The following is a 25,754-nucleotide window of genomic DNA, read 5'->3' on the forward strand; positions in this document are numbered from 1 at the left end:
GCAGGGTCACATGTGATCACCCCCGGGGGGCGGGCGCCCCGCCGCCACCGCGACCACACAGCGAAGGAGCCGCAGTGGCTTTAGCATCCGACCTCGACGAGCAGCCTGATGCGGTGCGCGAGCCCGTGCTGTCGATCCGAGGCATCTCGAAGGGCTTCGGCGCCGTCAGGGCGCTGACCGACATCGACCTCGACGTCTATGCGGGAGAGGTCGTCGCCCTCGTCGGCGACAACGGCGCCGGAAAGTCGACGCTGGTGAAGATCCTCGCCGGCGTGCATCCCGCCGACAGCGGCATCATCACGTTCAACGGCGCGCAGGTCTCGATCCCGTCGCCGACCGAGTCGCGGGAGCTGGGCATCGCCACGGTCTTCCAGGATCTGGCGCTCTGCGACAATCTCGATGTCGTCGCCAACCTGTTCCTCGGCCGCGAGCGCGGTGGGCTCCTGGTCGACGAGGAGCTCATGGAGGAGCAGGCCTGGTCGCTGCTGCGCCAGCTCTCGGCGAAGATCCCGTCGGTGCGCATCGCCGTCGCCTCCCTCTCGGGCGGCCAGCGCCAGACGGTCGCGATCGCGCGGTCGCTGATCGGCGAGCCGCGCATCGTGATCCTCGACGAGCCGACCGCGGCGCTCGGCGTCGCGCAGACCGCCGAGGTGCTCAACCTCATCGAGCGCCTGCGTGAGCGCGGGCTCGGCGTCATCCTGATCAGCCACAACATGGCCGACGTGCAGGCCGTCGCCGACCGCGTCGTGGTGCTCCGGCTCGGCCGCAACAACGGCGTGTTCCGCACCGCCGATGTCAGCTACGAGGACATCGTCGCCGCGATCACCGGCGCCACCGACAACCCCGTCAGCAGCCGCGGTGCCGCGCAGCCGAGCGAGAAGGGCGCAGAATGAGCGACCAGACGAAGGACAACTCCGCGCCCACGACGAGGGCCACCGACCTGCAGGACGAGCGGGTGATGCGCGGCGAGGGCCTGCGCGGCGTGCTCAGCGGCTTCGGCATCCGGGTGCGCACCGGCGACCTCGGGTCTCTGCCGGTCTTCCTGGGGCTCGTCGTCATCTGGATCGTGTTCCAGATCCTCAACCCCCGGTTCCTGTCGGCGACGAACCTCGTCGACCTGACCCTGCAGTGCGCGGCGCTCGGCGTGATCGCGCTCGGCGTCGTGGTGGTGCTGCTGGTCGCCCAGATCGACCTGTCGATCGGATCGCTCGCCGGGCTGTCCTCGGCGATCCTCGGTGTGGCGTTCATCAGCTGGCACTGGCCCATCTGGCTGTCGATCGTCTTCGCGCTGGTGGTCGGCGCGGCGATCGGGTTCCTGTACGGCTTCCTGTTCACCCGCTTCGGCGTGCCGACGTTCGTGGTCACCCTGGCAGGGCTGATGGGCTTCCTCGGTCTGCAGCTGTGGGTGCTGGGCCCGACCGGCACCATCAACCTGCCGTACAACTCCTGGATCGTGCAGTTCGCGACCACCTGGTTCCTGCCGCCGTGGCTGGCGTACACGATCGCCGGAGTGGTCGTGCTGGCGATCGTCTTCAACGACGTCACCAAGGCGCGCCGCCGGGCGAAGTCCGGACTGTCCAACGGGCCGACCTCGCTGATCGTCATCAAGGCGGTCGCCATCGCCGTCGTCGCGTTCGCGGCGATCACGTGGCTGGCGACCAACCGCGGCGTCGCGGTCTCGTTCCTGCTGTTCATCATCCTGGTCGCCGTCATGGCGACGATGCTGACCCGCACCCGCTGGGGGCGCTGGATCTACGCGGTCGGCGGCAACGAGGAGGCCGCGCGTCGCGCCGGCATCAACGTGAAGGCCATCTACATCTCGGCGCTGATGGTCGGCACCGTGCTGGCGACGCTCGGCGGACTGATGCTGGCGGCGCGACTGACGGCCGCGAGCATCTCGACCGGCGGCGGCACCACCAACCTGGTCGCGATCGCGGCCGCGGTGATCGGCGGCACCAGCCTGTTCGGCGGACGTGGATCGGCCTGGTCGGCACTGCTGGGAATCTTCGTCATCCAGTCCATCGACAACGGCCTCACGCTGCTGAGCCTGGATTCGTCGGTGCGGTTCATGGTCACCGGAGCCGTGCTGCTCCTCGCCGTGATCATCGACTCGCTCTCGCGCAGGTCGCGGGCGCAGCACGGCCAAGCCTGACGGAGGGCGGATGGATGCGGCCGGCGGGCCGGCCTCGGGGTCGGTCGCCGGCCGCACTCGTATGCGGGCAGTAGCCTTTTCCCATGGACGCGAGCATCTTCTTCGTCATCGTGGCCGCGGTCGCCGTTGCGGCGGTCGCCCGATGGAAGGGATGGCCGGCGCCGCTGCTGGTGACCGTCGTCGCGCTCGCGGCCGCGTTCCTGCCCTTCGTGCCGAATCCCTCGATCGACGGGCATGTGCTGCTGAACATCGTGCTGCCGCCGCTGCTGTACTCGGCCGCGCTGGACGTGTCGTTCGTGAGCTTCTCGCGTGCGATACCGCAGATCCGCCGGCTCGGGATCGGGCTGGTGCTGGTGACCACGGTGGTGGTCGGCCTGGTGGCGTGGTGGCTGCTTCCCGAGCTGGGGCTGTTCGGGGCGCTGCTGCTGGGCGCGATCGTCGCGCCGCCGGATGCCGTGTCCGCGGCGGCCATCGGCCGCAAGCTCGGGCTGCCCAGGCGCATCATGACCGTGCTCTCGGGCGAGAGCCTGATCAACGACGCCACCTCGCTGACGCTGTACCGGGTCTTCGCCGCGGCGGTCATCGCAGGACCTGCGGCCTTCAACATCTGGGCGACCGTCGGGCAGTTCCTGCTGGCGGTCATCGTCGGCGTGCTGGTGGGTCTGGTGTTCGGGCTGCTCACGCACCTGCTGCGCATGCGCAGCGACGACCCGGTGATCAACGGCACGGTGGGCCTGCTCGCGCCCTTCGGCGCCTACGCGATCGCCGAGCAGCTGCACGGCTCGGGCGTGATCGCGGTGGTGGCGATGGGACTGTACGTCGGCTTCAACGCGCCGCGCACGAGCTACACGACGCGGCAGCAGGAGGCACCGCTGTGGCTGAGCGCGGACTTCCTGCTCGAGTCGTTCGTGTTCGCGTACATCGGCCTGCAGCTGCCGCGCGTGATCGCCGATCTGAACGACGGCGAGATGGGGCCGGTGATCGGGCTGGCGGCGGTGGTGCTGCTGGTCGTGCTGCTGGTGCGGCCGCTGTTCGTCTACCCCGCCAACGCGTGGGGGCAGTGGTGGAGCCGGATGCGGCTGCGCAAGTGGGAGCAGATGAAGGAGCGCGGTGCGAGGCCGCCCGTGGCCGTGGGGCGCGGAAGCCGACATCCGCTCACCGAGGAGCAGCTGCGACAGCGGCTCAGCGAGACGATGCTGTCGTGGCGCGACAACGCCGTGATCTCGTGGGCCGGGATGCGCGGCGTGGTGACCCTGGCGACCGCGCTGGCCGCGGCAGACCTGGCGGGCATGGACGATCAGGCCTCGCACGCGCTGGTCGTTGTCGCGTTCGTGGTGACGGTGGGAACGCTGCTGCTGCAGGGGCTCACCCTGCCGTGGCTGATCCGCGCGCTGAAGGTGGTCGACGACCGTGAGGCGCAGGAGGATGCCCGTCAGCTGGCCGCGGTGCGCGAGCGCAGCCGCGAGGCGGGCAAGGCCTACCTGCGCGACATGAGGCGGGTGTGGGAGGAGAAGTACGGCGCCGGGTCGCTGGGAGCGTTCGACGGGTTCGCGAAGCGGCTGATCCGGGTGGAGTCGGATGCCGAGACCGCGCAGATCGACCTGAGCCCGCGGCCCACGTACGAGCAGTTCGTGACGATGTCGAAGGGGTGGCTGTCGGTGCGCCGGCAGCTGCTGCTGGAGGAGCGCGACGCGGGCAACCTGAGCGAGGAGGTCATGCACGAGCTGATCGCCGCGATGGATGCCGAGGAGCTGGCGCTCGACACGCGCGCGGCGACGCGCCCGCAGTCCCGGGCGTGAGAGTCGAGGTTCTGAGGCCTACCTCGGTGAAGAGGTGATGCGGCTCGACGCGTCACTCAGTCGCCGAGCAGGGCGTCAGGCCCACCGTCCTCGAGCGACCGCGCAGCGGACACGTAGGCTTCGACGAACTCGGCTGAAGCGCTCAGCACGCGCAGCGACGGCACGGCGGTGAGGAAGGTCTCGGGGGTGTCGCAGGCCGCCCTCATCAGCGCATCCGCCGACTCATCGTCGAGCGCGAAGCGGCCCAGCGAGGCCTGTCTGGCGTACTCGCGCCAGCTGGCGACGAGTTGTGCTCCGGCACGCGGAATCGAACCGGTGGCGATGCGGTCGATGAGCGTCGGGACGACGAACTTCGGCATCCGGTTGGAGGCGTCGGTGCTCAGCCGGGCCAGGGTGTCGGCGATGGCGGGATTGGTGAAGCGTCGGAAGAGCTCGTCGATGTATCCGGGCAGATCGAACCCTTCTGGCGCGGTGAGGGTGGGCGCCGCGTCGCGCTCCATGTAGTCGCGCACGAAAGCGGCGAGTCGGGTGTCGTTCAGCGCGTCGTGCACGTAGACATGCCCGGCGAGCTGCCCGACGTACGCGATCGCCTGATGCCCGCCATTGAGGAGCCGGATCTTGATCGCTTCGTAGGCATGCACATCGGCGACCACGGTCGCGCCGGCAGCCGCGTAGTCCGGACGACCGGCCGGGAAGTCGTCTTCGATCACCCACTGCTCGAATGACTCTGAGGCGACCGGCCAGGCGTCGTGGACGCCGAGGCGCTCGTGGATGCGGTCGATGTCCGCATCCACGGTGACCGGGGTGATGCGATCGACCATGGTGGACGGGAAGGCGACGTTTCCCCCGATCCAGTCGGCGAGGTCCCCGTCGACCAGACGTGCGACAGCCTCGACGCTGCGCCGGGCGACCGTCCCGTTCTCGGGCACGTTGTCACACGACAGCACGGTGAACGCGGGGATGCCCCGGCGCCGGCGCTCGCGAAGCGCGGCGACGATCCAGCCGAATGCGGTGAGCGGATGCGACAGCCCGGTGGAGGTCTCCTGCGCGACGCGTGGGTCGTCCGCAGCGCGCTTGCCCTCAGAGGGATCATCGACGTAGCCGCCCTCAGTGATGGTCAGCGAGACGATGCGCACATCGGGTTCGACGAGTTGCGCGAGCACCGCGTCGGGGTCGTCCGGAGCGTGCAGGAATCGGCGGATCGACCCGATCACGTCGATCTCGTCGGTGCCGTCCGGGTGGCGCAGGGTGAGCGTGTAGAGCCCGTCCTGCTCGTTCAGCGCGTCTCGCATGCGGGCGTCGCGCTCGAGCAGGCCGATGCCGCAGATGCCCCAGTCGCCGGAGCCCCCGGCACGGAGCAGGCGCTCGATGTACATCGCCTGGTGCGCGCGATGGAAGTTGCCCACGCCGAAGTGCACGATGCCGACGCGGACACCGTCATGGGCCGACGGTCGCGAGATCTCGGCGGGGAGGTCTGTCACTGATGCTCTGCTCAGTCGTTCCACGGTTCTCGTCCCTTCAGCGATCGACGGCGAACGCGTCGACGTGGCGGTCGATGTTGTCATCATGATCATCGGGATCGACGTTGTCGAAATCGACGATGGCGCCCTGTTCGATGAGTGCGGCGCGCAGTTGCGCGACGTCGACGTCGGGAATGGCGACGTCATGCGCGAGGGCGAGCGCCGCTGCGGTACCTGCGCCCTGTCCCATCGCCATGCACGTCGCCATGACCCGCACCGAGCCGAATCCGGGACCGTCTGCGCTCAGGCACCGTCCGGCGGTGACGACGTTCACGCTGCCCCGCGGCACGAGGCATCGGAAAGGCACGTTGTACGGACGGCGCAGCAGAACGAACTCGTTCTGGTCGATGCTGTCGGTCTGATGGATGTCGATGGTGTGAGCGCCCTTCGCGATCGTGTCGGGGAACGCCTTGGGGTGCAGCACGTCGTCCTGCGTGAGCTCATACAGCCCCACGATGTGGTGCGTCTCGCGCACGCCGGTCTGGATACCGGACTTCGCCAGCCAGGCGTCCCGGAACTCAGGGAACTCGCGCCGCAGGATCTCTATGAGCGCGTGCATCTTCTCGCGCAGGCTGGTCTCTGTGCGGGTGAACCACTCCGGGTCGCTCGCATCGGTGGGCTCACGCAGCACGTTGATGCTCACCATGCCATCGCGGAAGAAGCGGTTGATCCAGGGGCCGCCGAACAGCGGCACCTCGCCGGCGGCGTGGAGTTCCGCAAGACGTGTGCGGATGGATTCGGAGACGGGCAGGATGCCATCCACGGCATCCCCGAAGACGTACGTGAGGGCATCTGTGTCGACGCCACCCAGCTGGAACCACAGCGTCGCCGGCTGCAGCACGTCGCCCTTGGTGGTCGGGAGGCCGGCGGCACGGACGACGTCGGCGTCTCCGGTGCAGTCGATGACGGTGCGACATGCGTAGGCCACTCGGCCGGCCTTGTTCTGCACGATGATGTGGCTGACTCGCCCGTCTTCGGCCACGACGTCCGAGAACCAGCTGTGGAAGAGCAGCGTGACCCCGCTCTCGAGCAGCATCCGCTGAGCGGCGAGCTTCATGATCTCGTCGTTGATGGGCCAGTTGCCGCTGTCGCGCTCGATCTCGGCGCCGCCGAGCTCGGCGGCACGCTGCATGAGCTCGAGAGGGATGCCGCCGATGTGCTGCTGGCCAGCAACGCGGAACTCGCTGATCGGCGTGACCAGGGCGCTCGTCGACATGCCGCCGACGAAGCCGTAGCGCTCGATCAGCAGAGTGCGGGCACCGCCGCGAGATGCGGCGATGGCGGCGATGACTCCGGCCGGCCCCCCGCCGGCGACGATGACATCGAAGTCGCCGACGACGGGAGTCGCTCTCGACGGCTCCGTCACCTGCGCCGCGCTCTTCTCTCTTGCCATATTCGGCCTCCAACGATCCGTGAGGGTGGTGGCGCAAGTATATTGATTTACTTACGTGAAGGCCAGCGCGCATTCGAGTTGTGCACCGCTGTATCTCGGTGCGATCTCGATCATTGACCGCTCACAAGTAGTTCGTTATACTCGCGGCAATGGGCACCTGGGCATCCTGCGGCCCGCATGCATCAAGGAGGATAGAAATGCGTTCCAGCACCCGAGTACCGCTCGCCGTCACAGCATTCGCGGCCGCAAGCCTGGTGGTCGCCTGCAGTGCGGCAACTCCGGACGCCGACACATCATCAGACGCGGATGACGTCGCGCTGCGGATGACCATCTGGTCTGCGAACCCCGATCATGTCTCGGCCTTCGAGACGCTCGGGGCCGAGTTCGCGGAGCAGAACCCCCGCGTCAAGAGCGTGAAGATCGAGAGCTTCAACCTCGCCGAGCTCGACACGCTCGTCACGACGCAGATCTCGGCCGGCGACGCCCCTGACGTCAGCTGGCTCCCCGTCGAGAGCAGCGCCGAGTACATCAAGGCCGGTGCGCTCATCGACCTGCGCGACACGATCGAGGCGACGGATGGCTTCGACTTCGATGACTTCATCCCGTCGCTTCTCGAGCGGTGGGAGGTCGACGACGCCGTCTACGGCATCCCGTTCTCGACCGGTCCGCTGATCATGTACTACAACAAGGACCTCTACAAGCAGGCCGGGGTCAAGGATCCGGGCCAGCTCATGGCCGATGGCGATTGGACCTGGGACTCCTTCCGGCAGACGTCCAAGGACCTCAAGGATGCTCTTGGCATCCCGGGCTACGCGCTCAACGACTTCGATTTCAAGAACTGGACGCGTCTGCTGCCCTACCTCAACGCCTACGGCGCCTCTCCGTGGAACGACGAGGCGACGGAGTGCACCATCGATGCGCCCGAGGCCGTCGATGCGCTCTCGGTCTTCCACGGCATGACCTTCGACGACGGCTCGATGCCGGTGCCCGGTCAGCAGGTCGACTTCTGGGGCGGCGGCGTCGCTGCGACCTCGGCGTTCCTCGGCTCCGCGGCGAACCTCGGCGATGTGACCTTCGACTGGGGCATCGCCCCGACACCCGCAGGTCCCGCCGGCGACGTCGTCGCGACCGGACAGGCATCGATCGTCGCGTTCGCCGCCGGGAACCACACGAAGGAAGCCGCCGAGCTCGTCGCCTTCCTCGGTTCGAAGGACGCGATGGCGAAGTACTCCGGATTCTTCCCCCCGATCCGCGAGAGCGTGCTCACCCCTGAGGTTCTCACGCAGAACTCCGATGTCCTCACGCCGGAGGCCGTGGTTCCGATCATCGACGGCATCAAGGAGAACGGCAAGGTGTTCCCCGTCACCGAGAGCAACGCGGCCGTCACCGACGCGCTGAACTCTTCACTCGACGAGTACTTCTACCAGCCCGGAGCCGATGTGAAGCAGGCGCTCACGAGCGTCTGCAAGAACGTCGCACCGCTCCTTCCCTGACGCGGAGCAGCACGCCATATGAAGACAACGCAGCAGCGTGCTGCCGCTTCGGCGCCCGGTGAGATCCGGGCGCCGAAGCGCGGCAGATACGCACCCAGCAGCAGGCGCAACTCGCTCCAAGCCGGTCGCAACCTGTTCGGCTATGCACTGCTCGCGCCGCAGACGCTCGGCATGCTCGTGGTCGGGATCGTCGCGATCGGCGGTGTGGTGCAGCTCAGCCTGACGCGCGTGAATGTCCTGGCCGGGACCAGTGACTTCGTCGGCATCGACAACTACACCCGCATCTTCGGCGATCCCGCCATGGGGGTCGTGCTGTCGAACACGTTCTTCTTCGTGGTGGTGCTGAGCGTCGGCGGCACGGTGCTGGCGCTCGCTCTCGCGCTGCTGCTGAACCAGAAGCTGGCGGGGATCAATTTCTTCCGCGCCGCGATCTTCGTCCCGGCGCTCGTCACGACCGTCGCCTGGACTCTGGTCTGGGGCTTCATCCTCCAGCCCGGCGGTCTGCTGGATGGCATCGTCGGCCTCGTCGGGGCAGGTCCCCTCCCATGGCTTCGCGGCGAGTGGCTGACTCTGGCGGTCTTTGCCGTCATCCAGCTCACGAAGAACGTCGGCATCAACATGATGATCTTCCTCGCGGCGCTGCAGGCTGTGCCGCAGGAGCTGCTCGACGCGGCTCACGTCGACGGGGCAGGCCGCTGGACCCGCTTCCGCCACGTGGTCCTGCCGCAGATCTCGTCGGCGATCATCATGGTCTTCATGCTGATGGTGAGCGGGTCGTTCAAGGTCTTTGAGCTCGTGCTGCTGCTCACCAACGGCGGGCCGGGGGTGCAGACATCCGTGCTCGCCTTTGAGATCTACCGACAGGCCTTCCGTCTCAACGACATCGGATACGCGTCGGCGCTCTCGGTGTTCCTGTTCGTGCTCGTGATCGCCCTGATCGGCATCATCTGGCAGTTCCGCAAGAGGATGGTGTTCCATGAGTCGGAGTGACGTGCTGCGTTCGCGGGCCGTGCGCCGCATCCCGATGTATCTGCTGCTCAGCGTCATCGCGCTGCTGTTCATCGGTCCGGTGCTGTGGATGGTCAGCGGATCGTTCAAGTCGATCGGCGAGATCCTGCAGTACCCGCCGAAGATCTTCCCCGAGGTCTTCCGGTGGGAGAACTATGCGCAGGTGTTCTCGCTGCAGCCGTTCGGTCGGCAGATCCTCAACTCGGCGCTGCTGATGGTGCTGATCTGCGCCCTCACGCTGCTGTTGGCGGTTCCCGCCGGGTACGCGCTCGCCCGAGTCCGGCCGGCGGGCGCCGCGATCTTCTTCCTGATCCTGCTGAGCGGTGTCTTCATCCCGCCGGAGGCGGTGATCATCCCGCTGTTCCGCGCTGCAGCCGACATCGGCTGGGTCGACACGTTCTACCCGCTGGTGATCTTCACCTCCGTGCTGTCCACGGGGCCGGTCGCGATGTTCATCATGCGCCAGGCTTTCCTCACGCTCCCCGCGGAGTTCGAGGAGGCGGCCACCATCGACGGCTCCAGCCGCATCCGCACCATGCTGCAGATCTTCCTTCCGCTTGTGCGTCCGTCGATCGCGTCGGCGGTCGTCTTCACGGCGTGGTTCAGCTGGAACCAGTTCCTCGAGCCGCTCGTCTACCTGCGCTCGCAGGCGATGCTGACCGTTCCCGTGGCGCTCACCCTGTTCGAGGATCCGCTGGCGGGGCCGCGATGGAACGTGCAGATGGCGGCGACCACGCTGTCGGTGCTGCCGGTGCTGATCATCTTCCTGCTGGCACAGAAGCACGTCGTCTCCGGCCTCACCGCCGGCGGGCTCAAGTCATAGACGGCGACGCGCGGAAAGGAACCCCATGCCCGCCACCTTCTCGGGTCCGCTTCGGCTCAACTATCTGCAGTACTCAGTGACGTCTACTCGGCAGCAGCTGGAGACCGTCATCCGGGTGCTCGAGCCAGATGACCTCGGCGGCGTGGAGCGACCCAGGGTCGTGTACCTGCTGCCCTCGACGCCCGAGCTCAGCCACCGCTCGGGAGACGGGCTGGACGAGGCTCTGCGGCACGACCTGCACAACAGGCACGGGCTGGTGTTCGTCGCGCCGACCTACTCGGACTGGCCGTGGATGACCGACCTCCCTGACCAGGCGATGTTCCAGCAGCTGATGTACTTCGTCGATGAGGTCGTGCCGTTCATCGACAGCCGCTATCCGTCGCTGCCGCGCCTGCTGGCCGGCTACAGCAAGGGCGGATCGGCCGCACTGCAGATCCTGCTGCGGCATCCGGAGCTGTTCGCCGCGGCTGCCGCGTTCGACTCACCCGTGATGAAGACGCGCCCCGACCAATGGGAGATGCCGTACTTCTGGCCGAATCCCGAGCATTTCGAGGATTTCGCCATTCCCCACCTGCTGCGCACGCGCGGCACCGAGCTCGGAGACGCACCTCGAATCGGACTGTTCGGATACGGCAACTTCGGCAGGGATGCCCCGGAGTGGAGCCACGATCATCTGTCAGAGGCGCACGAGCTGCTGAATGAACTCGGCATCCCGCACGTGTACGACAATTCGCGGTACCGAGCCCATCGCTGGGATTCGGGGTGGCTGCCCGAGGCTGTCGGTGCGCTCGCCCGCATCACGCAGCGCGGGGGCTCGGACTCTTAGCGCGGGTCCTCGTCAGCCGGTCGCGCGCTCGAGGCGCGGTGGACGATCCGCGTCGCGGGGGAGTCGAGGATGACCTCGCCCTCGCCCCGGTCGCGGATCTGCTCGAGCAGCATCTCGACGGCCACCCGGCCGAGGTCGCCCAGCGGCATGGCTGCGACGGTGAGCGCAGGACTCAGGTGGGGCGCGAACCAGGTGTCGTGGATGCTGACCAGCGACACGTCGTGGCCGACACGCAGCCCGGCCGCGATGAGCCCGGCGTGCACGCCGAGCGCGCTGGTGGTCGAGACCACGACGAGGCCGGTGACGGCTGCCCTGTTGCCGAAGTGCCGCTCGGTTACCGCTCGTGCGGTGTCGGCCTCCCACCCGCCGTCGATCGGAGGATGCGATGACAGGCCGGCTTCGACCATCGCCGTGAGGTAGCCCTGGTAGCGACGCTCGGACGACGAGCCCTCAGCGCCCACGAAGGCAATGCGAGAGTGCCCGAGTTCGATCAGATGGCGCGTTGCGAGGGCTGCGGCTCCGGCATCGTCGAGCCGCACCGTGCGGAAACCGGGGAGCGGGTCGGCGTTGAACAGCACGGTCGGCATCGTGTTGGCGACCTGAAGCGAGGAGTGGGCCTGCGCGTAGCCGCCCTGGATGAGCAGGCCGTCGACTCTCCTGCCCTGAGCGAGGCGCCGCAGGGCATCCGGGTTCGCAGCGAGCTCGGACGCGTTCAGGAGCACGAGTGAGTACCCCGCCGCGGTCGCGGCCGCTTCTGCGTTCTCGACCATCTGTGCGTAGATCGGGTCGGTGACGTGGTAGAGCGCGAAGCCGAGCAGGCCGGTCTGCGAACTGCGCAGGGCGCGTGCCGAAGCGTGCGGCGTGTACTGCAGCATCTCGATCGCCGACTCGACCCGCTTGCGGGTCTCGTCGCGGATCTTGAGCCTCGGGTCGTCGTTGATCAGGCGCGACACGAGCCCGGGAGACACTCCCGCGAGCTTCGCGACCTCCGATAGGCGCGCACTCTTCGTCACGTGCGTCTCCTCGCCAGCGTCATCGAGTGAAGGGCTCAAGTAATTTGATTTACAGCCATCTTCCCACATTCGAGCGTGCGAAGAGGTGTGGATCGCCTCCAGGAAAGACGCGAGACTCGGTTGGTACGGAGTCGGTGTGCATCCAGCTTGGGGTGCGCCGGAGTATCACGTTATATCGTTGCGGCTCTCGCCAGTCACGCGCGCCGACGCGAGCTCGACCGGGAGAACGCCGGAGCGCCCGACCCCTCGTGAGGGCCGGGCGCTCTTCGTGATGCGGGTGGTCAGCTCGCGGTGACGGGCTCCTTGCCGGCGGTCGGCTCGGCGGCATCCGCGTCGTCGTCGACGTCCTCTGCGAACGGCAGGCCGTTGCGCGGGGCGTTGTAGAGGTCGAGGTCGATGATGCCCTCGCGCTTGGCGACGATGGTCGGGACCAGCGCCTGACCGGCGACGTTGACCGCGGTGCGGCCCATGTCGAGGATCGGGTCGATCGCCAGCAGCAGGCCGACGCCCTCCAGCGGCAGGCCCAGGGTCGAGAGCGTGAGGGTCAGCATCACGGTGGCGCCGGTGGTGCCGGCGGTCGCGGCCGAGCCGAAGACCGACACGATCACGATCAGCAGGTACTGCACCACGCTCAGCTCCACGCCGAAGAACTGGGCGACGAAGATCGCGGCGATGGCCGGGTAGATGGCGGCGCAGCCGTCCATCTTGGTGGTGGCACCCAGCGGCACGGCGAACGAGGCGTAGCTGCGGGGCACACCGAGGTTGCGCTCGGCGACGCGCTCGGTCAGCGGCAGGGTGCCGATCGACGAGCGGCTCACGAAGCCCAGCTGCACGGCGGGCCAGACGCCCGAGAAGTACTGCTTGATCGAGAGGCCGTGCGTCTTGACGAGGATCGGGTAGACGACGAAGACGACCAGGGCCAGCCCGACGTAGATCGCGCCGGCGAACCAGGCGAGCGAGGTGAGCTTGTCCCAGCCGTACTTGACGACGGCGGCGCCGATCAGACCGAAGGTACCGAGCGGGGCGATGCGGATGATCCACCACAGCACGCGCTGGATCACCTTCAGCAGCGACTCGGTGAAGACCAGGAACGGCTCGGCCTTCTTGCCGGCCTTGAGGGCTGCGATGCCGATGACGGTGGCGACGACGATCACCTGCAGGATGTTGAAGCTGACACCCGAGCTGACGATCTGGGCATCCGCGTCGAACGAGCTCGACACGGTCAGGCCGAGGAAGTTCTGCGGGATCAGGCCGATCAGGAAGTTCCACCACGTGCCGACCGTGTGCGGCTCGCCGGTCTGCAGGCCATCGCCGGCCTTGGCGCCGGGCTGGATGACCAGGCCCAGGACGATGCCGATCGACACGGCGATGAACGCCGTGATCGCGAACCACAGCAGCGTCTGTCCGGCCAGGCGCGCCGCGTTCTGCACACGCCGCAGGTTGGAGATGCTCGCGACGATCGCGGTGAAGATCAGGGGGACGACCGCGGCCTTCAGCAGGGTGACGTAGGCGCTTCCGATCGTGTCGAGCGTCGCGAACAGGGGTGTCTTGTTGTCACCGTTCGCACCTCCTGCCACGGCGAGGAGGCCAGCCCCGATGCCGAGGATGAGGGCGGCGATGATCTGGAACCCGAAAGAGGTCAGCAGCCTGCGGACCGGGCCTCGGGTGTCTGGCGCCTTCTGCGCGCGTGCGGTGGTTGTCACGGGATCTCCATGTGCTCTCGGCGTGCAACCTGCGCGCCGTCGATCCCCAACGCTAGGACCCGCCGTCGCATTCCGCCCCCGTTGTGACACTGCGTGACGTCACAGACCCCCGCCCCGCCCCCGGGGCGCTGAACCTGTCGAAGCGTCGCCCCTCGCTCACCCGCCCCCGGTCATTGAGCGAGCGAAGCGAGACGAAATGCGTTGAGCGAGCGCTAGCGAGCCGAAACGCCCCTCGGTCACCGCGCGTCCCGTCCACGCCCCCGGTCATTGAGCGGGCGAAGCGAGACGAAATGCGTTGAGCGATCGCCAGCGAGCCGAAACGACCCGCCCCGCCCCCGCCTCAGCCCCGGCGCCACCCGTCCGATGCCGACGTCGGGAACATCTCCACGGTGACGCCGTCGAGCAGCTCGCTCGGGGCGACCTTGAGCGCATCGGCGATGCGGATGAGCGTCGGGATGCCCATCAGCGCGCGCCCGTTCTCGTAGCCGCGGATGTTCGACGACTCGATGCGCGTCAGGTGTGCGAGGTCGTCCTGCGTGAGTCCGCGCCTCTTCCGCTCATCTGCGAGCAGCTCGCCGATATCGACCGGCAGCTCTACGCGAAGTACGATCTCAGCCCCCAGGACATCGACTTCATCGAGACTCACGTCAAGCCGATGGCGTGACAAGTCGCCTTCCTGAAGGAGTCAGGCCCGCATGATCGCCTCGATGGGAATCGTCGACGATCGGTCTCCCAGGGACGCGCTGAAACGCGCTCCTGGTGGCTGGCGGCTGAGCTTGTCCGACGACTTCCCCGTTTCGTCGTCACGAGATGCATCCCGTGGCGGGACGTACGACGTGCTGGCGATCTCCCGGGAGACGACCTCTTGCTTGGACGTTGGGAGCCGGCACCGCCCGTCCCCTCTCGCCGGGTCTGCTGGTGTCCCCCGCCTCTGCCAGTATTCAACGTGTAGTCACGATCCTGAATGACGACATCGCCACCGACGCAAAGGAGACCACGGTATGGGCCGCACTGTCGATCTCATCATCCGTACCGACGACGCCGCCGCGCGCCCCTCACTGGAGGAGGTCCTGGAGCGAGGCGCTGCCCAGTGAGCACTGACCGTCTGACCGTCGACCAGTGCAAGGCGCTGGCCGACGCCTACCTCGCCGCTCATCGCCCTGGCGAAAGCATCCTTCCCGAGGCGTGGGCCGACGCCGGGGCCGTCGTGTTCGGCTACGGCGATGCCGAGTTCCCCGACCTCCGGCCGGTCGGCAACGGACCCCTGTGGGTCTCGCGCGCCGATGGCGATGTGCGCCTCCTGGGCAGCTTGGAGGAGCGCGACCGCGTCCAGGCCATGACTGAGCTGCCCACGTGGTACGCCGAGACAGCCGAGGGCTTCGTCGGCTGGGCGGCGGACCTGGCCGGTGACGCCGCAGCCGTCGCCCGCATCCGGCACTTCCTGGACGACCGTACCGGCGGCACATTGTCCGTGACGCCAACCGGTCCCGAGGTGGCCCGCGATCCAGCCGACGAGCTCGCGGTGCTCGTGGCCATCTCCAAGGTCTACCAGGAAGTAGAATTCGGCGACGACCTGCCGGACCTCACGTTCGGCGCGCCACCGGACGCAGTCTTCTAGTCATCGAGCATGGCCTCCGGCCCGCTGCCAGCACGGGTGTCGCCGCCAGCTCGTCTGAATCGTCCGCCACTTCGTTATCATCCTGTGACCGGGCTGTCCCCGGAGTCGCTCGCTCATCTCTCCGAATGTCGGTGGCCAGTCCGATGATGAAGTATGGCAACTTTCACCGACATCGCGGCGCTGATCCCCACCCTGCGTGGGCAGCTCCGCGGCGCCGATGACGTAGACCTTGCGCAGGCGTCGATGATGCTGATGACGGATGACGACGTCGTGCGCGTGCTTGAGGAGACCGCTGGCCTGGCTAGACAGGTCGAGCAGATACAGGTCGCGGCGGCTGGAGTGATCGCACTCCGGTCCAAGCGCGAGCAGGGGCATTTGGGCCTGTCGGCTTCGCGCGGTCATCGCTCCGCAGCCGCTCTCGTCCAGGACGTCACGGCGTCGACCAAAGCGGATGCGAGTCGCAAGGTACGGGTGGGAGAAGCGCTGTTCGACGACTCCGACTCGGGTCCGTCCGATGACGAGGCCGAGAACGAGCAGTCTCGCGACGAGCGTCCCGCCCCTGTTCCCTGGTTCCAGCCGCTTCGGGATGCGCTGCGTGACGGCCGCCTCACTTCGGCGCAGTTCGACGCGATCCGGCGCGGGTTGGGAGAACCGCCCGAGATCGACGTGGATGCCATGGATGCTGCGGCCCGCGCGCAGGCGGAGGCAGAGGTGCGAAGCGCCTGGGCACGCGCGGCGGAGCACCTGATCGACGAGGCCTCCGAACGCACTGTCGAAGAACTGTGGCAGCAGGCGCGCACGATTCGTGACCTGCTCGACCCGGAAGGTGCGGAGACGCGATTCCTGGAGCGGTTCGAGAAGCGCTCATTCCGCACCTACCGTGGGCAGGACGGACAGAAGCGCGCGAGCATCGTGCTCGACGACGAAGGGGATCTGTTCCTGGAGACGATGCTTGCTGCCGCGCTGCGGCCACGCCGAGGCGGTCCGCGGTTCGTGGACTCCGAAGAGAAGCAGCAGGCCGAATCACTCGCCGGTGACCCACGCACCAACGACCAGCTCGCCTACGACCTGGTCATGGACGTCCTGCGGGCAGGAGCCCTCGCCGACGCCGAGAGCGTGTTCGGCACGCGGCAGGCCGGGGTGCGACTCGTCCAGACGGTGGATGCCGCCGGAGACCGTGCCCCGGTCGCGCACAGCGAGGACCATCTGATCTCGGTCCCGGGAGCCGTCGCAGACCAGCACCTCTGCGACAGCGGGTTCGTGCCGGTGACGGTCGATTCGTGCGGCAAGCCGCTAGACGTCGGCCGGGAGCAGCGGCTCTTCACGCCCAGGCAGCGCATCGCGCTCGCGATCCGAGACGGCGGATGCCGCTGGAGGGGCTGCGATCGACCACCCTCCTACTGCGAGGCGCATCACATTGATGAATGGCAGCGTGATCAGGGTCGAACGGATGTCGACCGTGGCATTCTGCTGTGCCGCTTCCACCATATGGAGCTGCATCACGGCGGCTGGCGGATCAGCCGCGACGGAGACGGAGACTTCGGCCTCCACCACCCCTCGGGGGAGAAGTCTGCCCTGCGCGACCGGGCCGCGCTCGCCTACGCATTCGGTGACATCGACCCGCCACCGAAACGGTTCCGGCCGGTAGCGTAGACCGCTGGTTGCCGAGATGCAGAGAAGATCACCTGGCGGAGGAACTGCTGCGGGTGGCGGTCTGCGTGCGCCGGACGCAGAAGTTGGCGGGAAGCGAAGCTGTCCGAACATCGCGATATGTCGACATCACTGGCGCTACGCAAGCACCAGCAGCTCGCCCACCTCGCAGTCCAGCGCATCGCAGATCGCCCGCAGGGTGGAATAGCGGATCGCCCGCGCGCGGTCGTTCTTCAGCACCGACAGGTTCACGATGCTCACGCCCACCCGTGCGCTCAGCTCGGTGAGCGTCATGCCGCGCTCGGCGAGCAGTTCGTCGAGCCGGCAGTGGATGCCGGTCAGTTCGTCCTCCGTGTCGGCCGGGCTCATGCCAGGCCGTCCGAGTCGCGCTGCCGGCCGTGCGTCAAGAGGTGCATCAGACGAGTCCTTCCATGTCCTTCTGCATCCGCTGGCCCACCTCGAAGGCGGCCGCGACCAGGGCGAGCGCGATGCCCCACCCGATGGGGCTCAGGTCGAGCTGCACCAGGAACGTCCAGAACGGGTCGGAGACCGGGGCCGGCAGGGCCTTCACCGCTTCGGCGCGTGCGATGCCGCCCAGCAGCGGACCCACCATCCCCGCGATGATCAGTCCGAGGCCCGCGGTCGCCAGCACCGGCACCATCGACTTGCGGAACGCGCGCTGGCGGATCAGCGAGAAGCCCAGCCACCACAGCGTCGCGCAGACGAGCACCGTCGACAGCGCCGGCAGCATCGTCTCGCCCACCAGCAGCCAGCGGATGCCGGCATCCAGCTGCGTGAACGACGCCGACGCCTCGGTGAACTCCGCGGAGGCCAGCCCCGCGGCATCCGCAGCGCCGGGCATCGGCACGTCGTGCACGGGCAGATCCAGCGCGACCGGCGAGCCGAAGATCTCGACCACCCGGCTGATCGCGGCGGTCAGCACCGCGAATCCGATGCTCACCGCCCCTGTGGCGATGAGGGCGAGCGTCACCGCGTCGAGCCTGGACATCCTGCCGCTCGTGCTGTTCATCGTCGATGCCTCCTTATCGAGAATCGTTGTTATCGACTTTCGTTAACATAACGATTGTCGATAAGTGTGTCAACAGTGTTCCGCGGCATCCCCGGGGGCGACGCTTCGATCCCCACGCCCCACTCCGCACAGCGCTCCGCGCTGCCCGGAGCCTCGGGGGCGCGTGGGCCCGGCTCAGCGACCCAAGTGAGGGGGGCTCAGCGACCAAAGTCGGCGGGCGGCTCAGTGGCCCATCTGGAGCCATGACGGTATGCCGACGGCGAACACGGCCGCTCGGCCCTGCTCCGGTCGTTACGCTCGATGTACACGGCACCACTGCCGGTTCGCCCCGTGCGAAAGGAAGTCACAGCATGTTCGAGAGATTCACCGACCGAGCCCGTCGTGTGGTCGTCCTCGCCCAGGAAGAGGCGAAGATGCTCAACCACAACTACATCGGCACCGAGCACATCCTGCTCGGCCTCATCCACGAGGGTGAGGGCGTCGCAGCCAAGGCGCTCGAGAGTCTGGGCATCTCCCTCGACGCGGTGCGCGAGCAGGTGCAGGACATCATCGGCCAGGGTCAGCAGCAGCCGACCGGCCACATCCCCTTCACCCCGCGCGCCAAGAAGGTGCTCGAGCTGTCGCTGCGCGAGGCGCTGCAGCTGGGCCACAACTACATCGGCACCGAGCACATCCTGCTCGGGCTCATCCGCGAGGGCGAGGGCGTCGCCGCACAGGTGCTCGTCAAGCTCGGCGCCGACCTGAACAAGGTGCGCCAGCAGGTCATCCAGCTGCTCTCCGGCGCCCCCGGCGGGCGCGAGGCGGCCGCCGTCGGCGCGCAGGCGAACGATGGCCCGGCATCCGCTCAGGGCGGCTCGCAGGTGCTCGACCAGTTCGGCCGCAACCTCACCCAGGCCGCCCGCGACGGCAAGCTCGACCCGGTGATCGGCCGTGAGAAGGAGGCCGAGCGGGTCATGCAGATCCTCTCGCGCCGCTCCAAGAACAACCCCGTCCTGATCGGCGAGCCCGGCGTCGGCAAGACCGCCGTCGTCGAGGGCCTGGCCCAGGCGATCGTCAAGGGCAACGTGCCCGAGACGCTCAAAGACAAGCAGCTGTACTCCCTCGACCTCGGCTCGCTCATCGCCGGCTCCCGCTACCGCGGCGACTTCGAGGAGCGCCTGAAGAAGGTCACCAAGGAGATCCGCACCCGCGGCGACATCATCGTCTTCATCGACGAGATCCACACGCTGGTCGGTGCGGGCGCCGCCGAGGGCGCGATCGACGCCGCCAGCATCCTCAAGCCCCTGCTCGCCCGTGGCGAGCTGCAGACGATCGGCGCGACCACGCTGGACGAGTACCGCAAGTACTTCGAGAAGGATGCTGCGCTCGAGCGCCGCTTCCAGCCCGTCCAGGTGAACGAGCCCACGCTGCCGCACGCCATCAACATCCTCAAGGGCCTGCGCGACCACTACGAGGCGTTCCACAAGGTGCAGATCACCGACGGCGCGATCGTCGCGGCGGCCAACCTCGCCGACCGCTACGTCAGCGACCGCTTCCTGCCCGACAAGGCCATCGACCTGATCGACGAGGCCGGCGCCCGCCTGCGCCTCTCGATCCTGTCCTCGCCGCCGGAGCTGCGCGAGTTCGACGAGCGGATCGCCAAGGTCCGTCAGGACAAGGAAGTGGCCAGCGAGGAGCAGGACTTCGAGAAGGCCGCCTCGCTGCGCGACCAGGAGAAGGAGCTGCTCGGCGAGCGGCTGCGCCTGGAGAAGCAGTGGCGCTCGGGCGAGGTCTCCAGCCCGGCCGTCGTGGACGAGGGCCTGATCGCCGAGGTGCTCGCCCAGGCCACCGGCATCCCGGTCTTCAAGCTCACCGAGGAGGAGTCCAGCCGCCTCGTGTTCATGGAGAGGGCGCTGCACCAGCGCGTCATCGGTCAGGAAGAGGCCATCGCGGCGCTCTCGCGCACGATCCGTCGTCAGCGTGCGGGCCTGAAGGACCCGAAGCGCCCCTCGGGCTCGTTCATCTTCGCCGGCCCGACCGGCGTCGGAAAGACCGAGCTGGCCAAGGCGCTCGCCGAGTTCCTGTTCGACGACGAGGCCGCGCTGATCTCGCTCGACATGTCGGAGTTCGGCGAGAAGCACACCGTCTCGCGGCTGTTCGGAGCCCCTCCCGGGTTCGTCGGCTTCGAAGAAGGCGGCCAGCTCACCGAGAAGGTGCGCCGCAAGCCGTTCTCGGTGGTGCTGTTCGATGAGATCGAGAAGGCCCACCCCGACATCTTCAACTCGCTGCTGCAGATCCTCGAAGAGGGGCGCCTGACCGACGGTCAGGGCCGCGTGGTCGACTTCAAGAACACCGTGATCATCATGACGACCAACCTCGGCTCGTCGGCGATCGCCGGTGGTCCGGTCGGCTTCCAGGTGGAGGGCAACTCGCAGACCACGTACGAGCGGATGAAGGGCAAGGTCGACGAGGAGCTCAAGCGCCACTTCAAGCCCGAGTTCCTGAACCGTCTGGACGACGTCATCGTCTTCCCGCAGCTGAACAAGGACGAGCTGCGCCAGATCGTGGGGCTGTTCACCAAGCAGCTGGCCGATCGTCTGCTCGACCGCGACATGACGGTGGAGCTGTCGGATGCCGCGAAGGACAAGCTCATCGACATCGGCTTCGACCCGTCGCTGGGCGCCCGGCCGCTGCGCCGCGCCATGCAGCGCGAGGTGGAGGACCAGCTGAGCGAGAAGATCCTGCACGGCGAGCTGAACAGCGGCGACCACGTGAAGGTCGATGTCGTCGACGGCACCTTCACCTTCGACGCCGGCCCGCGCGGTGAGAAGGTCGCGGTCGGCGTCAACACCAGCCCGACGATCTCGGCCACGCCCGACCTCGCGGCCGGCTGACCGGTTCGTCACGGATTCAAGGGCTCGGATGCTGCGGCATCCGAGCCCTTTCGTGTTACTGCCGCGCTGCGCGGGCTGTGCTGGCGTGCTTCGCGGGTCCCGAATGGTGGTCTCGGGCACGGGGATGCCGCAGAACGGGACCCGCGAAGCGGGGAGAGGTGCGGGTCCAGCGGTGCGACGCGACTCAGCCGGCGACGAGGAACCAGATGATGCCGGCGGCGCTCGCCGCCGCAGTGGCGAACGGGCCGATGATGTTGCCCAGCGGGGTGCCCAGGCCGGCCGCGCGCGCCCGCAGAGCGATCACGCCGTCGACCGCCTGCACCAGCAGCATCGCGAAGGCGATCGCGAGCAGCCATCCGTCGAACCGGCCGCACAGTGCCACCACCGCGAGCCCGAACAGTGCCAGGCTGCGTGCCGTCGTGTACTGGGCGATCACGCGTTTCTTCGGCTCCGCCGTGCGCATCTCGACGGCCGAGAAGTACAGGCTGGGAACCGTGCTGATCAGGGTGATGATCGCCAGCACCAGGTACGGAACGCTCATATCCGGACCATAGCGAACCCCGACTGCGCGCGGAAGACCGACATCGCGGGTCCGGAATGGTGGGCTCGGGGGCGGGGACGCCGCAGAACGGGACCCGCGAAGCGGGGGAGTCCGGAGTGCGGGCGCACGGGGCTGGGGCGCGCGGGGTTCTAGGCTGGACGGGTGAGCGACTACACCGTGCGGGCGGCGCGCGCCGCCGACATCAGAGGCATCCATGCACTGCTGGAGCCGCTGGTCGAGCGACGCATCCTGCTCGGCAAGGATCTTGCGATCCTGTACGGCGCCGTGCAGGAGTTCGTCGTCGCCGAGGTGGACGGCCGGCTGGTCGGATGCGGCGCGCTTCACGTCATGTGGGAGGATCTCGGCGAGGTGCGCACGCTGCTGGTGCGCGACGAGTTCCTGCACCTGGGCATCGGCCGCGCGATCGTCGAGGAGCTGGAGCTGCGCGCCCGCGAGCTGGGTCTGACCCGGCTGTTCTGCCTCACGTTCGAGACGGGATTCTTCACCCGCCGCGGGTTCGAGCCGATCGGCGAGCATATCGTCGACCCCGACGTGTACTCGCAGCTGCTGCGCAGCGGCGACGCCGGCGTGGAGGAGTTCCTCGACCTGGCGCATGTCAAACCCAACACGCTCGGCAACACCAGGATGATCAAGCACCTCGTCTAGCCTGGAAGCATGCCCCGCCAGTCCGCCGCCGTCTATCGCCGTCGCAGACTCGCCGTCATCCTGGTGCTGATCCTCGTCGTCGTCGCGGTCGCCGGAGGAGTGTGGCTGGCCGTCGCCCAGCCGTGGAAGACGGATGCTGCGCCGGCGGCATCCGCACCGCCGACGGATGCCGCGACACCCGGCGCCACCGATGGCGCGACTGACCCCGACGGCACCACCGACGCGCCGAGTCCCGACCCGTCGTCGACTCCCGGGATCGTCGCCTGCGAGGCCGGCGACGTCGAGGTGAAGGCCGTGACGGATGCCGAGACCTACGCCGCAGGCGTGTTGCCGAAGCTGTCGATCACGCTCACCAGCACCTCCGATCGCGACTGCACGATGGATGTCGGCTCGGCGACGCAGAAGTTCACCGTCACCAGCGGCAAGGACGTGTGGTGGAGCTCCACCGACTGCCAGAGCGAGCCGAGCAATCAGATCGCCACGCTCAAGGCCGGCACGACCGTCAGCACCAAGACGCCGGTCGTCTGGGATCGCACCCGCTCGGATCCGAAGACCTGCGACCAGAAGAACCGGGCGCGCGCACCCGGCGGCGGGGCCTCGTATCACGTGGCCGTCTCCATCGGCGGTTTCGACAGCGCCACCACCAAGCAGATCTTCTTGAAGTGATCCCGCGTGGCCCCGCGCCCCGAACCGGCGCGCCGCGCACCCGGATTTTGGGATACCATTGACGCTATGGTTCTCGGAACCAGGCGGCAAACCATCCCCAGTGGTGTCGATCTCAGCGTCCCCAGCGCTTCGACAATCGCCGCGGTGAGAGCCAGAGGGTCCTCTCGAAGCACTCCAGTCCCCAATGGAGCAGTCGAGAGGACCCCACTCTCTTAAGCTGGAGTCATGGCGAAGAAGAGGTCAGGCGCGAAGCGCCCCGCCCCCCAGGATTTCCGGTCCGAGGCTCTCGCTCAGGCGCTCGAGAAGCAGGACATGGCGGCCGTGGCCCTCGCCCTGCGCAACGGCAACACGGTCGTGCCGCTGATCACGCCGGGCCCGCGGGACAACCCGCTGGACGGCGGTGAGGTGTGGACCTATCGTGATCCGAACACCGGCGACGTGGCGCTGCTGCTGTTCAGCGACGCCACGCACAAGCCGGCGAACCTCCCGCCCGGCGTCGGCGTCTACTCACCCGCCTGGCTGAAGTCGTTCCTGACCACCCACCGCGACACCATCACCACCGTGTTCCTCGACATCGCGGGCCCGCACCCGATGCAGGCTCCCCCAGCGGAGCTGCTGAAGGCACTGGACGCCTGACCGGACGGCGGTCCTTCGATCCCCACGGGACCCAGGGGCCGGGGCGCAGGGGCGCGCCTCAGAACGGCGGGACATCCCCCGAGGCGCCGCGCTGCGTCCCGCGCGCGCGCACGTCGTCCAGCGCGGAGCGCAGGGTCTTCGACCGGTCGTCGACCACCTGCCGGTAGCCCAGCCGGGCCGCCTCGCTGCGGCGGTGCGCCGCCTGCGTGACCGGGCGGATCTCGCCGGCCAGGGACAGCTCGCCGACTGCTGCGATCGTGCGCGGCACCGAGTTCTGCGTGATCGCCCCGGCCACCGCGACGGCGATCGCCAGATCGGCGGCCGGCTCGGTGAAGCGCACCCCGCCCACGGTGGACACGTACACGTCGAGCTTGGACGTCTCGATGCCGGCGCGCCGCTCCAGGATCGCGAGCACCATCGCCACGCGTGAGGAGTCCAGTCCGTGCACCACCCGGCGGGGGTTCGGGGCGTTCGACACGATCGTCAGCGCCTGCACCTCCACCGGCAGCACCCGCCGGCCCTCCATCGCGATCGCGACGCAGGTGCCCGGTTCGGCGGTGCCCTGCGACAGGAACAGCCCGCTCGGGTCGGGTACCTCGGCGATGCCCGCGCCGGTCATCTCGAAGCATCCGACCTCGTCCGTCGGACCGAAGCGGTTCTTCAGCGCCCGGATGAACCGCAGCGCCGTCTGCCGGTCGCCCTCGAAGTGGCAGACCACGTCGACCAGATGCTCCAGCACGCGCGGGCCGGCGACCGTGCCGTCTTTGGTGACGTGCCCGACGATGATCACCGGCAGCCCCCGATCCTTCGCGACGCGGATCAGCGTGGCGGCGACCTCGCGCACCTGGCTGGGCTGGCCGGCGGCACCGTCGATCAGCCCGGATGCCACGGTCTGCACCGAGTCGACGATGACCAGTTCCGGCTTCACCTCATCGATGTGCCCGAGGATCGTGGCGAGGTCGGTCTCGCTGGCCAGGTACAGCTCGTCGTGCAGGGCGCCGGTGCGCTCCGCCCGCAGTCGCACCTGGGCGGGGGACTCCTCGGCGCTCGCGTACAGCACGCGCCGCCCCGACCTGGCCGTGGAGGCCGCCACCTCCAGCAGCAGCGTCGACTTGCCGACGCCGGGCTCGCCGCTGAGCAGGATCGCCGCACCCGGCACGATGCCGCCGCCGAGCACCCGGTCGAACTCGCCGACACCGCTCGAGCGCCGCGGGGCGTCGGCTGTGGTGATCTGCGTGATCGGGCGGGCGGCGCGGCCGGCGGGCGGAGCCACGGCATCCGTCTGCCGCACGATCCCGGTCTTCGATCCCCGCTCCTGCACGGTGCCCCACTGCTGGCACTCGCCGCAGCGGCCCACCCATTTGGCCGTCGTCCAGCCGCACTCCGTGCAGACGAAGGCGGGCGGTGCGGGTCGACGGGTGGTTGCCATACGGCAAGGCTAACCGCGGCATCCGACGTCGCCCGATCCGCGACGCCGTGATGACGCGGCAGCGGCGCGCATCACACCGACATCCTCCGCCCGCTGACAGCCCGCGTGGGTACCATATGACGCATGACCAACAGTGCGACCGGTGAGCGATGAGCGGCTTCGGCACGCTGACCTCTCCTGCGGAGAGCCTGCGCGAGCAGGTGGAGGAGCAGCTCGCCTCCCGCATCGTGTCCGGTGAGATCCCGCCGGGACAGGTGCTCACGGTGCCCACGCTGGCCGGCGACTTCGGCATCAGCGCCACGCCGGTGCGCGAGGCGATGCTCAACCTCGCTCGGCGCGGCTTCCTGCGCCCGCTCCGCAACCGCGGCTTCGCCGTCACGGAGGTCTCCGCCGACGAGCTGCGCGAGCTGACCGAGGTGCGGATGCTGCTGGAGGCGCCGCCCATGCGCGCCGTGGCCGGCTCGCTCGACGAGGCGACGGTCGCATCGCTGCGCGCCACCGCCGATCGGATCGTGACCGCAGCCAGCGCCGCGCAGTTCGACGAGTACCTCGCAGCCGACACCGAGTTCCACCTGCGCATCCTGGAGTGCACAGGCAACCGCAGGCTCGTGGAGACCGTGCGGGAGCTGCGTCAGCAGACCCGCCTGGTGGGGCTGGTGCGGCTGGCCGAGACGGATGCCCTGATCTCGACGTCGCTCGAGCACGCCGAGCTCGTCGATCTGCTGGTCGCCGGCCGGGGGGAGGATGCCGAGGCTCTGATGCGCAGGCACCTTCACCACGTCGGCGGGGTGTGGAGCGGCCGCGACGAGGACGAACAGGATGTCTGAGCCGTTCCAGGGTCACGGTACGGTCTCGAAGGGTTCCGCTGGGTACTCGACCTGAGTAATGTGTCACGTGCTATTCGGTGGCCATGCA

General features: G+C 68.3%; 23 protein-coding genes. 14 read left to right on the forward strand and 9 right to left on the reverse strand.

Going from position 1 to position 25,754, the window contains the following annotated elements:
- The first annotated feature begins 74 nt into the window (after positions 1-74).
- The 3 genes from Q9R19_RS14270 to Q9R19_RS14280 all read left to right on the forward strand — a co-directional run bounded on the left by Q9R19_RS14270 (position 75) and on the right by Q9R19_RS14280 (position 3,951).
- On the forward strand, positions 75-893 hold the full coding sequence (locus tag Q9R19_RS14270) for an ATP-binding cassette domain-containing protein (protein ID WP_311257069.1): 819 nt from the start codon (positions 75-77) through the stop codon (positions 891-893).
- Positions 890-2,152, forward strand: a complete 1,263-nt coding sequence (locus Q9R19_RS14275; RefSeq protein ID WP_311257070.1) for an ABC transporter permease subunit — start codon at positions 890-892, stop codon at positions 2,150-2,152. The genes Q9R19_RS14270 and Q9R19_RS14275 overlap by 4 nt, the downstream gene beginning before the upstream one ends.
- Before the next feature lie 83 nt (positions 2,153-2,235).
- Entirely contained in the window at positions 2,236-3,951 is a 1,716-nt protein-coding gene (locus Q9R19_RS14280; RefSeq protein ID WP_311257071.1) for a cation:proton antiporter, read from the forward strand.
- A gap of 56 nt (positions 3,952-4,007) precedes the next feature.
- Here the strand turns inward: Q9R19_RS14280 and Q9R19_RS14285 are convergent, their stop codons facing one another.
- Both Q9R19_RS14285 and Q9R19_RS14290 read right to left on the reverse strand, forming a co-directional pair.
- Positions 4,008-5,432, reverse strand: coding sequence for a mannitol dehydrogenase family protein (locus Q9R19_RS14285; protein WP_311257072.1), 1,425 nt, complete (start codon positions 5,430-5,432; stop codon positions 4,008-4,010).
- A gap of 37 nt (positions 5,433-5,469) precedes the next feature.
- Positions 5,470-6,864: an FAD-dependent oxidoreductase gene (locus Q9R19_RS14290; RefSeq protein ID WP_311257073.1), complete on the reverse strand. Its 1,395-nt coding sequence runs from the start codon at positions 6,862-6,864 to the stop codon at positions 5,470-5,472.
- A gap of 197 nt (positions 6,865-7,061) precedes the next feature.
- Between Q9R19_RS14290 and Q9R19_RS14295 the strand changes: the two genes are divergently transcribed.
- From Q9R19_RS14295 to Q9R19_RS14310, 4 genes are read left to right on the forward strand one after another with little or no spacing between them, the layout of a single operon-like run.
- Entirely contained in the window at positions 7,062-8,357 is a 1,296-nt protein-coding gene (locus Q9R19_RS14295; protein ID WP_311257074.1) for a sugar ABC transporter substrate-binding protein, read from the forward strand.
- Between the two features lie 18 nt (positions 8,358-8,375).
- Positions 8,376-9,347, forward strand: a complete 972-nt coding sequence (locus tag Q9R19_RS14300) for a sugar ABC transporter permease (protein ID WP_311257075.1) — start codon at positions 8,376-8,378, stop codon at positions 9,345-9,347.
- On the forward strand, positions 9,334-10,188 hold the full coding sequence (locus Q9R19_RS14305) for a carbohydrate ABC transporter permease (protein ID WP_311257076.1): 855 nt from the start codon (positions 9,334-9,336) through the stop codon (positions 10,186-10,188). Before Q9R19_RS14300 ends, Q9R19_RS14305 begins: the two co-directional genes overlap by 14 nt.
- Positions 10,189-10,213: 25 nt before the next feature.
- Positions 10,214-11,014: an alpha/beta hydrolase-fold protein gene (locus Q9R19_RS14310; protein ID WP_311257077.1), complete on the forward strand. Its 801-nt coding sequence runs from the start codon at positions 10,214-10,216 to the stop codon at positions 11,012-11,014.
- On the opposite strand, the gene Q9R19_RS14315 is transcribed toward Q9R19_RS14310, so the two are convergent.
- The 3 genes from Q9R19_RS14315 to Q9R19_RS14325 form a co-directional block, all read right to left on the reverse strand.
- Positions 11,011-12,027 (reverse strand): LacI family DNA-binding transcriptional regulator, encoded by a 1,017-nt coding sequence (locus Q9R19_RS14315; protein WP_311257078.1) that lies wholly within the window; start codon positions 12,025-12,027, stop codon positions 11,011-11,013. The two genes, Q9R19_RS14310 and Q9R19_RS14315, sit on opposite strands and share 4 nt — an antisense overlap.
- A gap of 281 nt (positions 12,028-12,308) precedes the next feature.
- On the reverse strand, positions 12,309-13,730 hold the full coding sequence (locus tag Q9R19_RS14320) for a dicarboxylate/amino acid:cation symporter (RefSeq protein ID WP_396653498.1): 1,422 nt from the start codon (positions 13,728-13,730) through the stop codon (positions 12,309-12,311).
- Positions 13,731-14,070: 340 nt separating this feature from the next.
- Positions 14,071-14,376 (reverse strand): helix-turn-helix transcriptional regulator, encoded by a 306-nt coding sequence (locus Q9R19_RS14325; protein WP_311257079.1) that lies wholly within the window; start codon positions 14,374-14,376, stop codon positions 14,071-14,073.
- Between the two features lie 444 nt (positions 14,377-14,820).
- On the opposite strand from Q9R19_RS14325, the gene Q9R19_RS14330 reads away from it, so the two are divergent.
- Both Q9R19_RS14330 and Q9R19_RS14335 read left to right on the forward strand, forming a co-directional pair.
- Positions 14,821-15,348, forward strand: a complete 528-nt coding sequence (locus Q9R19_RS14330; RefSeq protein ID WP_311257080.1) for a hypothetical protein — start codon at positions 14,821-14,823, stop codon at positions 15,346-15,348.
- Between the two features lie 153 nt (positions 15,349-15,501).
- On the forward strand, positions 15,502-17,001 hold the full coding sequence (locus Q9R19_RS14335) for a DUF222 domain-containing protein (protein ID WP_311257081.1): 1,500 nt from the start codon (positions 15,502-15,504) through the stop codon (positions 16,999-17,001).
- A 135-nt stretch (positions 17,002-17,136) separates the two neighbouring features.
- On the opposite strand, the gene Q9R19_RS14340 is transcribed toward Q9R19_RS14335, so the two are convergent.
- Entirely contained in the window at positions 17,137-17,367 is a 231-nt protein-coding gene (locus tag Q9R19_RS14340; protein WP_311257082.1) for a helix-turn-helix transcriptional regulator, read from the reverse strand.
- Between the two features lie 46 nt (positions 17,368-17,413).
- Complete coding sequence (locus Q9R19_RS14345) at positions 17,414-18,028, reverse strand: hypothetical protein (RefSeq protein ID WP_311257083.1); 615 nt, start codon at positions 18,026-18,028, stop codon at positions 17,414-17,416.
- 350 nt (positions 18,029-18,378) lie between these two features.
- On the opposite strand from Q9R19_RS14345, the gene Q9R19_RS14350 reads away from it, so the two are divergent.
- Positions 18,379-20,901: an ATP-dependent Clp protease ATP-binding subunit gene (locus Q9R19_RS14350; protein WP_311257084.1), complete on the forward strand. Its 2,523-nt coding sequence runs from the start codon at positions 18,379-18,381 to the stop codon at positions 20,899-20,901.
- 184 nt (positions 20,902-21,085) lie between these two features.
- Here Q9R19_RS14350 and Q9R19_RS14355 read toward each other — a convergent pair whose 3' ends face one another.
- Positions 21,086-21,442, reverse strand: coding sequence for a hypothetical protein (locus Q9R19_RS14355; RefSeq protein WP_311257085.1), 357 nt, complete (start codon positions 21,440-21,442; stop codon positions 21,086-21,088).
- 162 nt (positions 21,443-21,604) lie between these two features.
- Here Q9R19_RS14355 and Q9R19_RS14360 point away from each other — a divergent pair, with 162 nt between their 5' ends.
- From Q9R19_RS14360 to Q9R19_RS14370, 3 genes are all read left to right on the forward strand, one after another.
- A complete protein-coding gene (locus Q9R19_RS14360; RefSeq protein WP_311257086.1) occupies positions 21,605-22,108 on the forward strand; it encodes an amino-acid N-acetyltransferase in 504 nt (167 codons plus the stop codon).
- Between the two features lie 9 nt (positions 22,109-22,117).
- Positions 22,118-22,774, forward strand: coding sequence for a hypothetical protein (locus Q9R19_RS14365; protein WP_311257087.1), 657 nt, complete (start codon positions 22,118-22,120; stop codon positions 22,772-22,774).
- Positions 22,775-22,999: 225 nt separating this feature from the next.
- The gene (locus Q9R19_RS14370) at positions 23,000-23,410 is read left to right on the forward strand and encodes a dehydrogenase (RefSeq protein ID WP_311257088.1); all 411 of its coding nucleotides are present in this window, start codon (positions 23,000-23,002) and stop codon (positions 23,408-23,410) included.
- Between the two features lie 58 nt (positions 23,411-23,468).
- On the opposite strand, the gene radA is transcribed toward Q9R19_RS14370, so the two are convergent.
- Positions 23,469-24,839, reverse strand: a complete 1,371-nt coding sequence (gene radA / locus Q9R19_RS14375; protein WP_311257089.1) for a DNA repair protein RadA — start codon at positions 24,837-24,839, stop codon at positions 23,469-23,471.
- Positions 24,840-24,988: 149 nt separating this feature from the next.
- Here radA and Q9R19_RS14380 point away from each other — a divergent pair, with 149 nt between their 5' ends.
- Positions 24,989-25,666, forward strand: a complete 678-nt coding sequence (locus Q9R19_RS14380) for a GntR family transcriptional regulator (protein WP_311257090.1) — start codon at positions 24,989-24,991, stop codon at positions 25,664-25,666.
- Positions 25,667-25,754 lie beyond the last annotated feature (88 nt).

It is taken from the genome of Microbacterium sp. ARD32 (assembly GCF_031844385.1).
Taxonomy (GTDB): Bacteria; Actinomycetota; Actinomycetes; order Actinomycetales; family Microbacteriaceae; genus Microbacterium.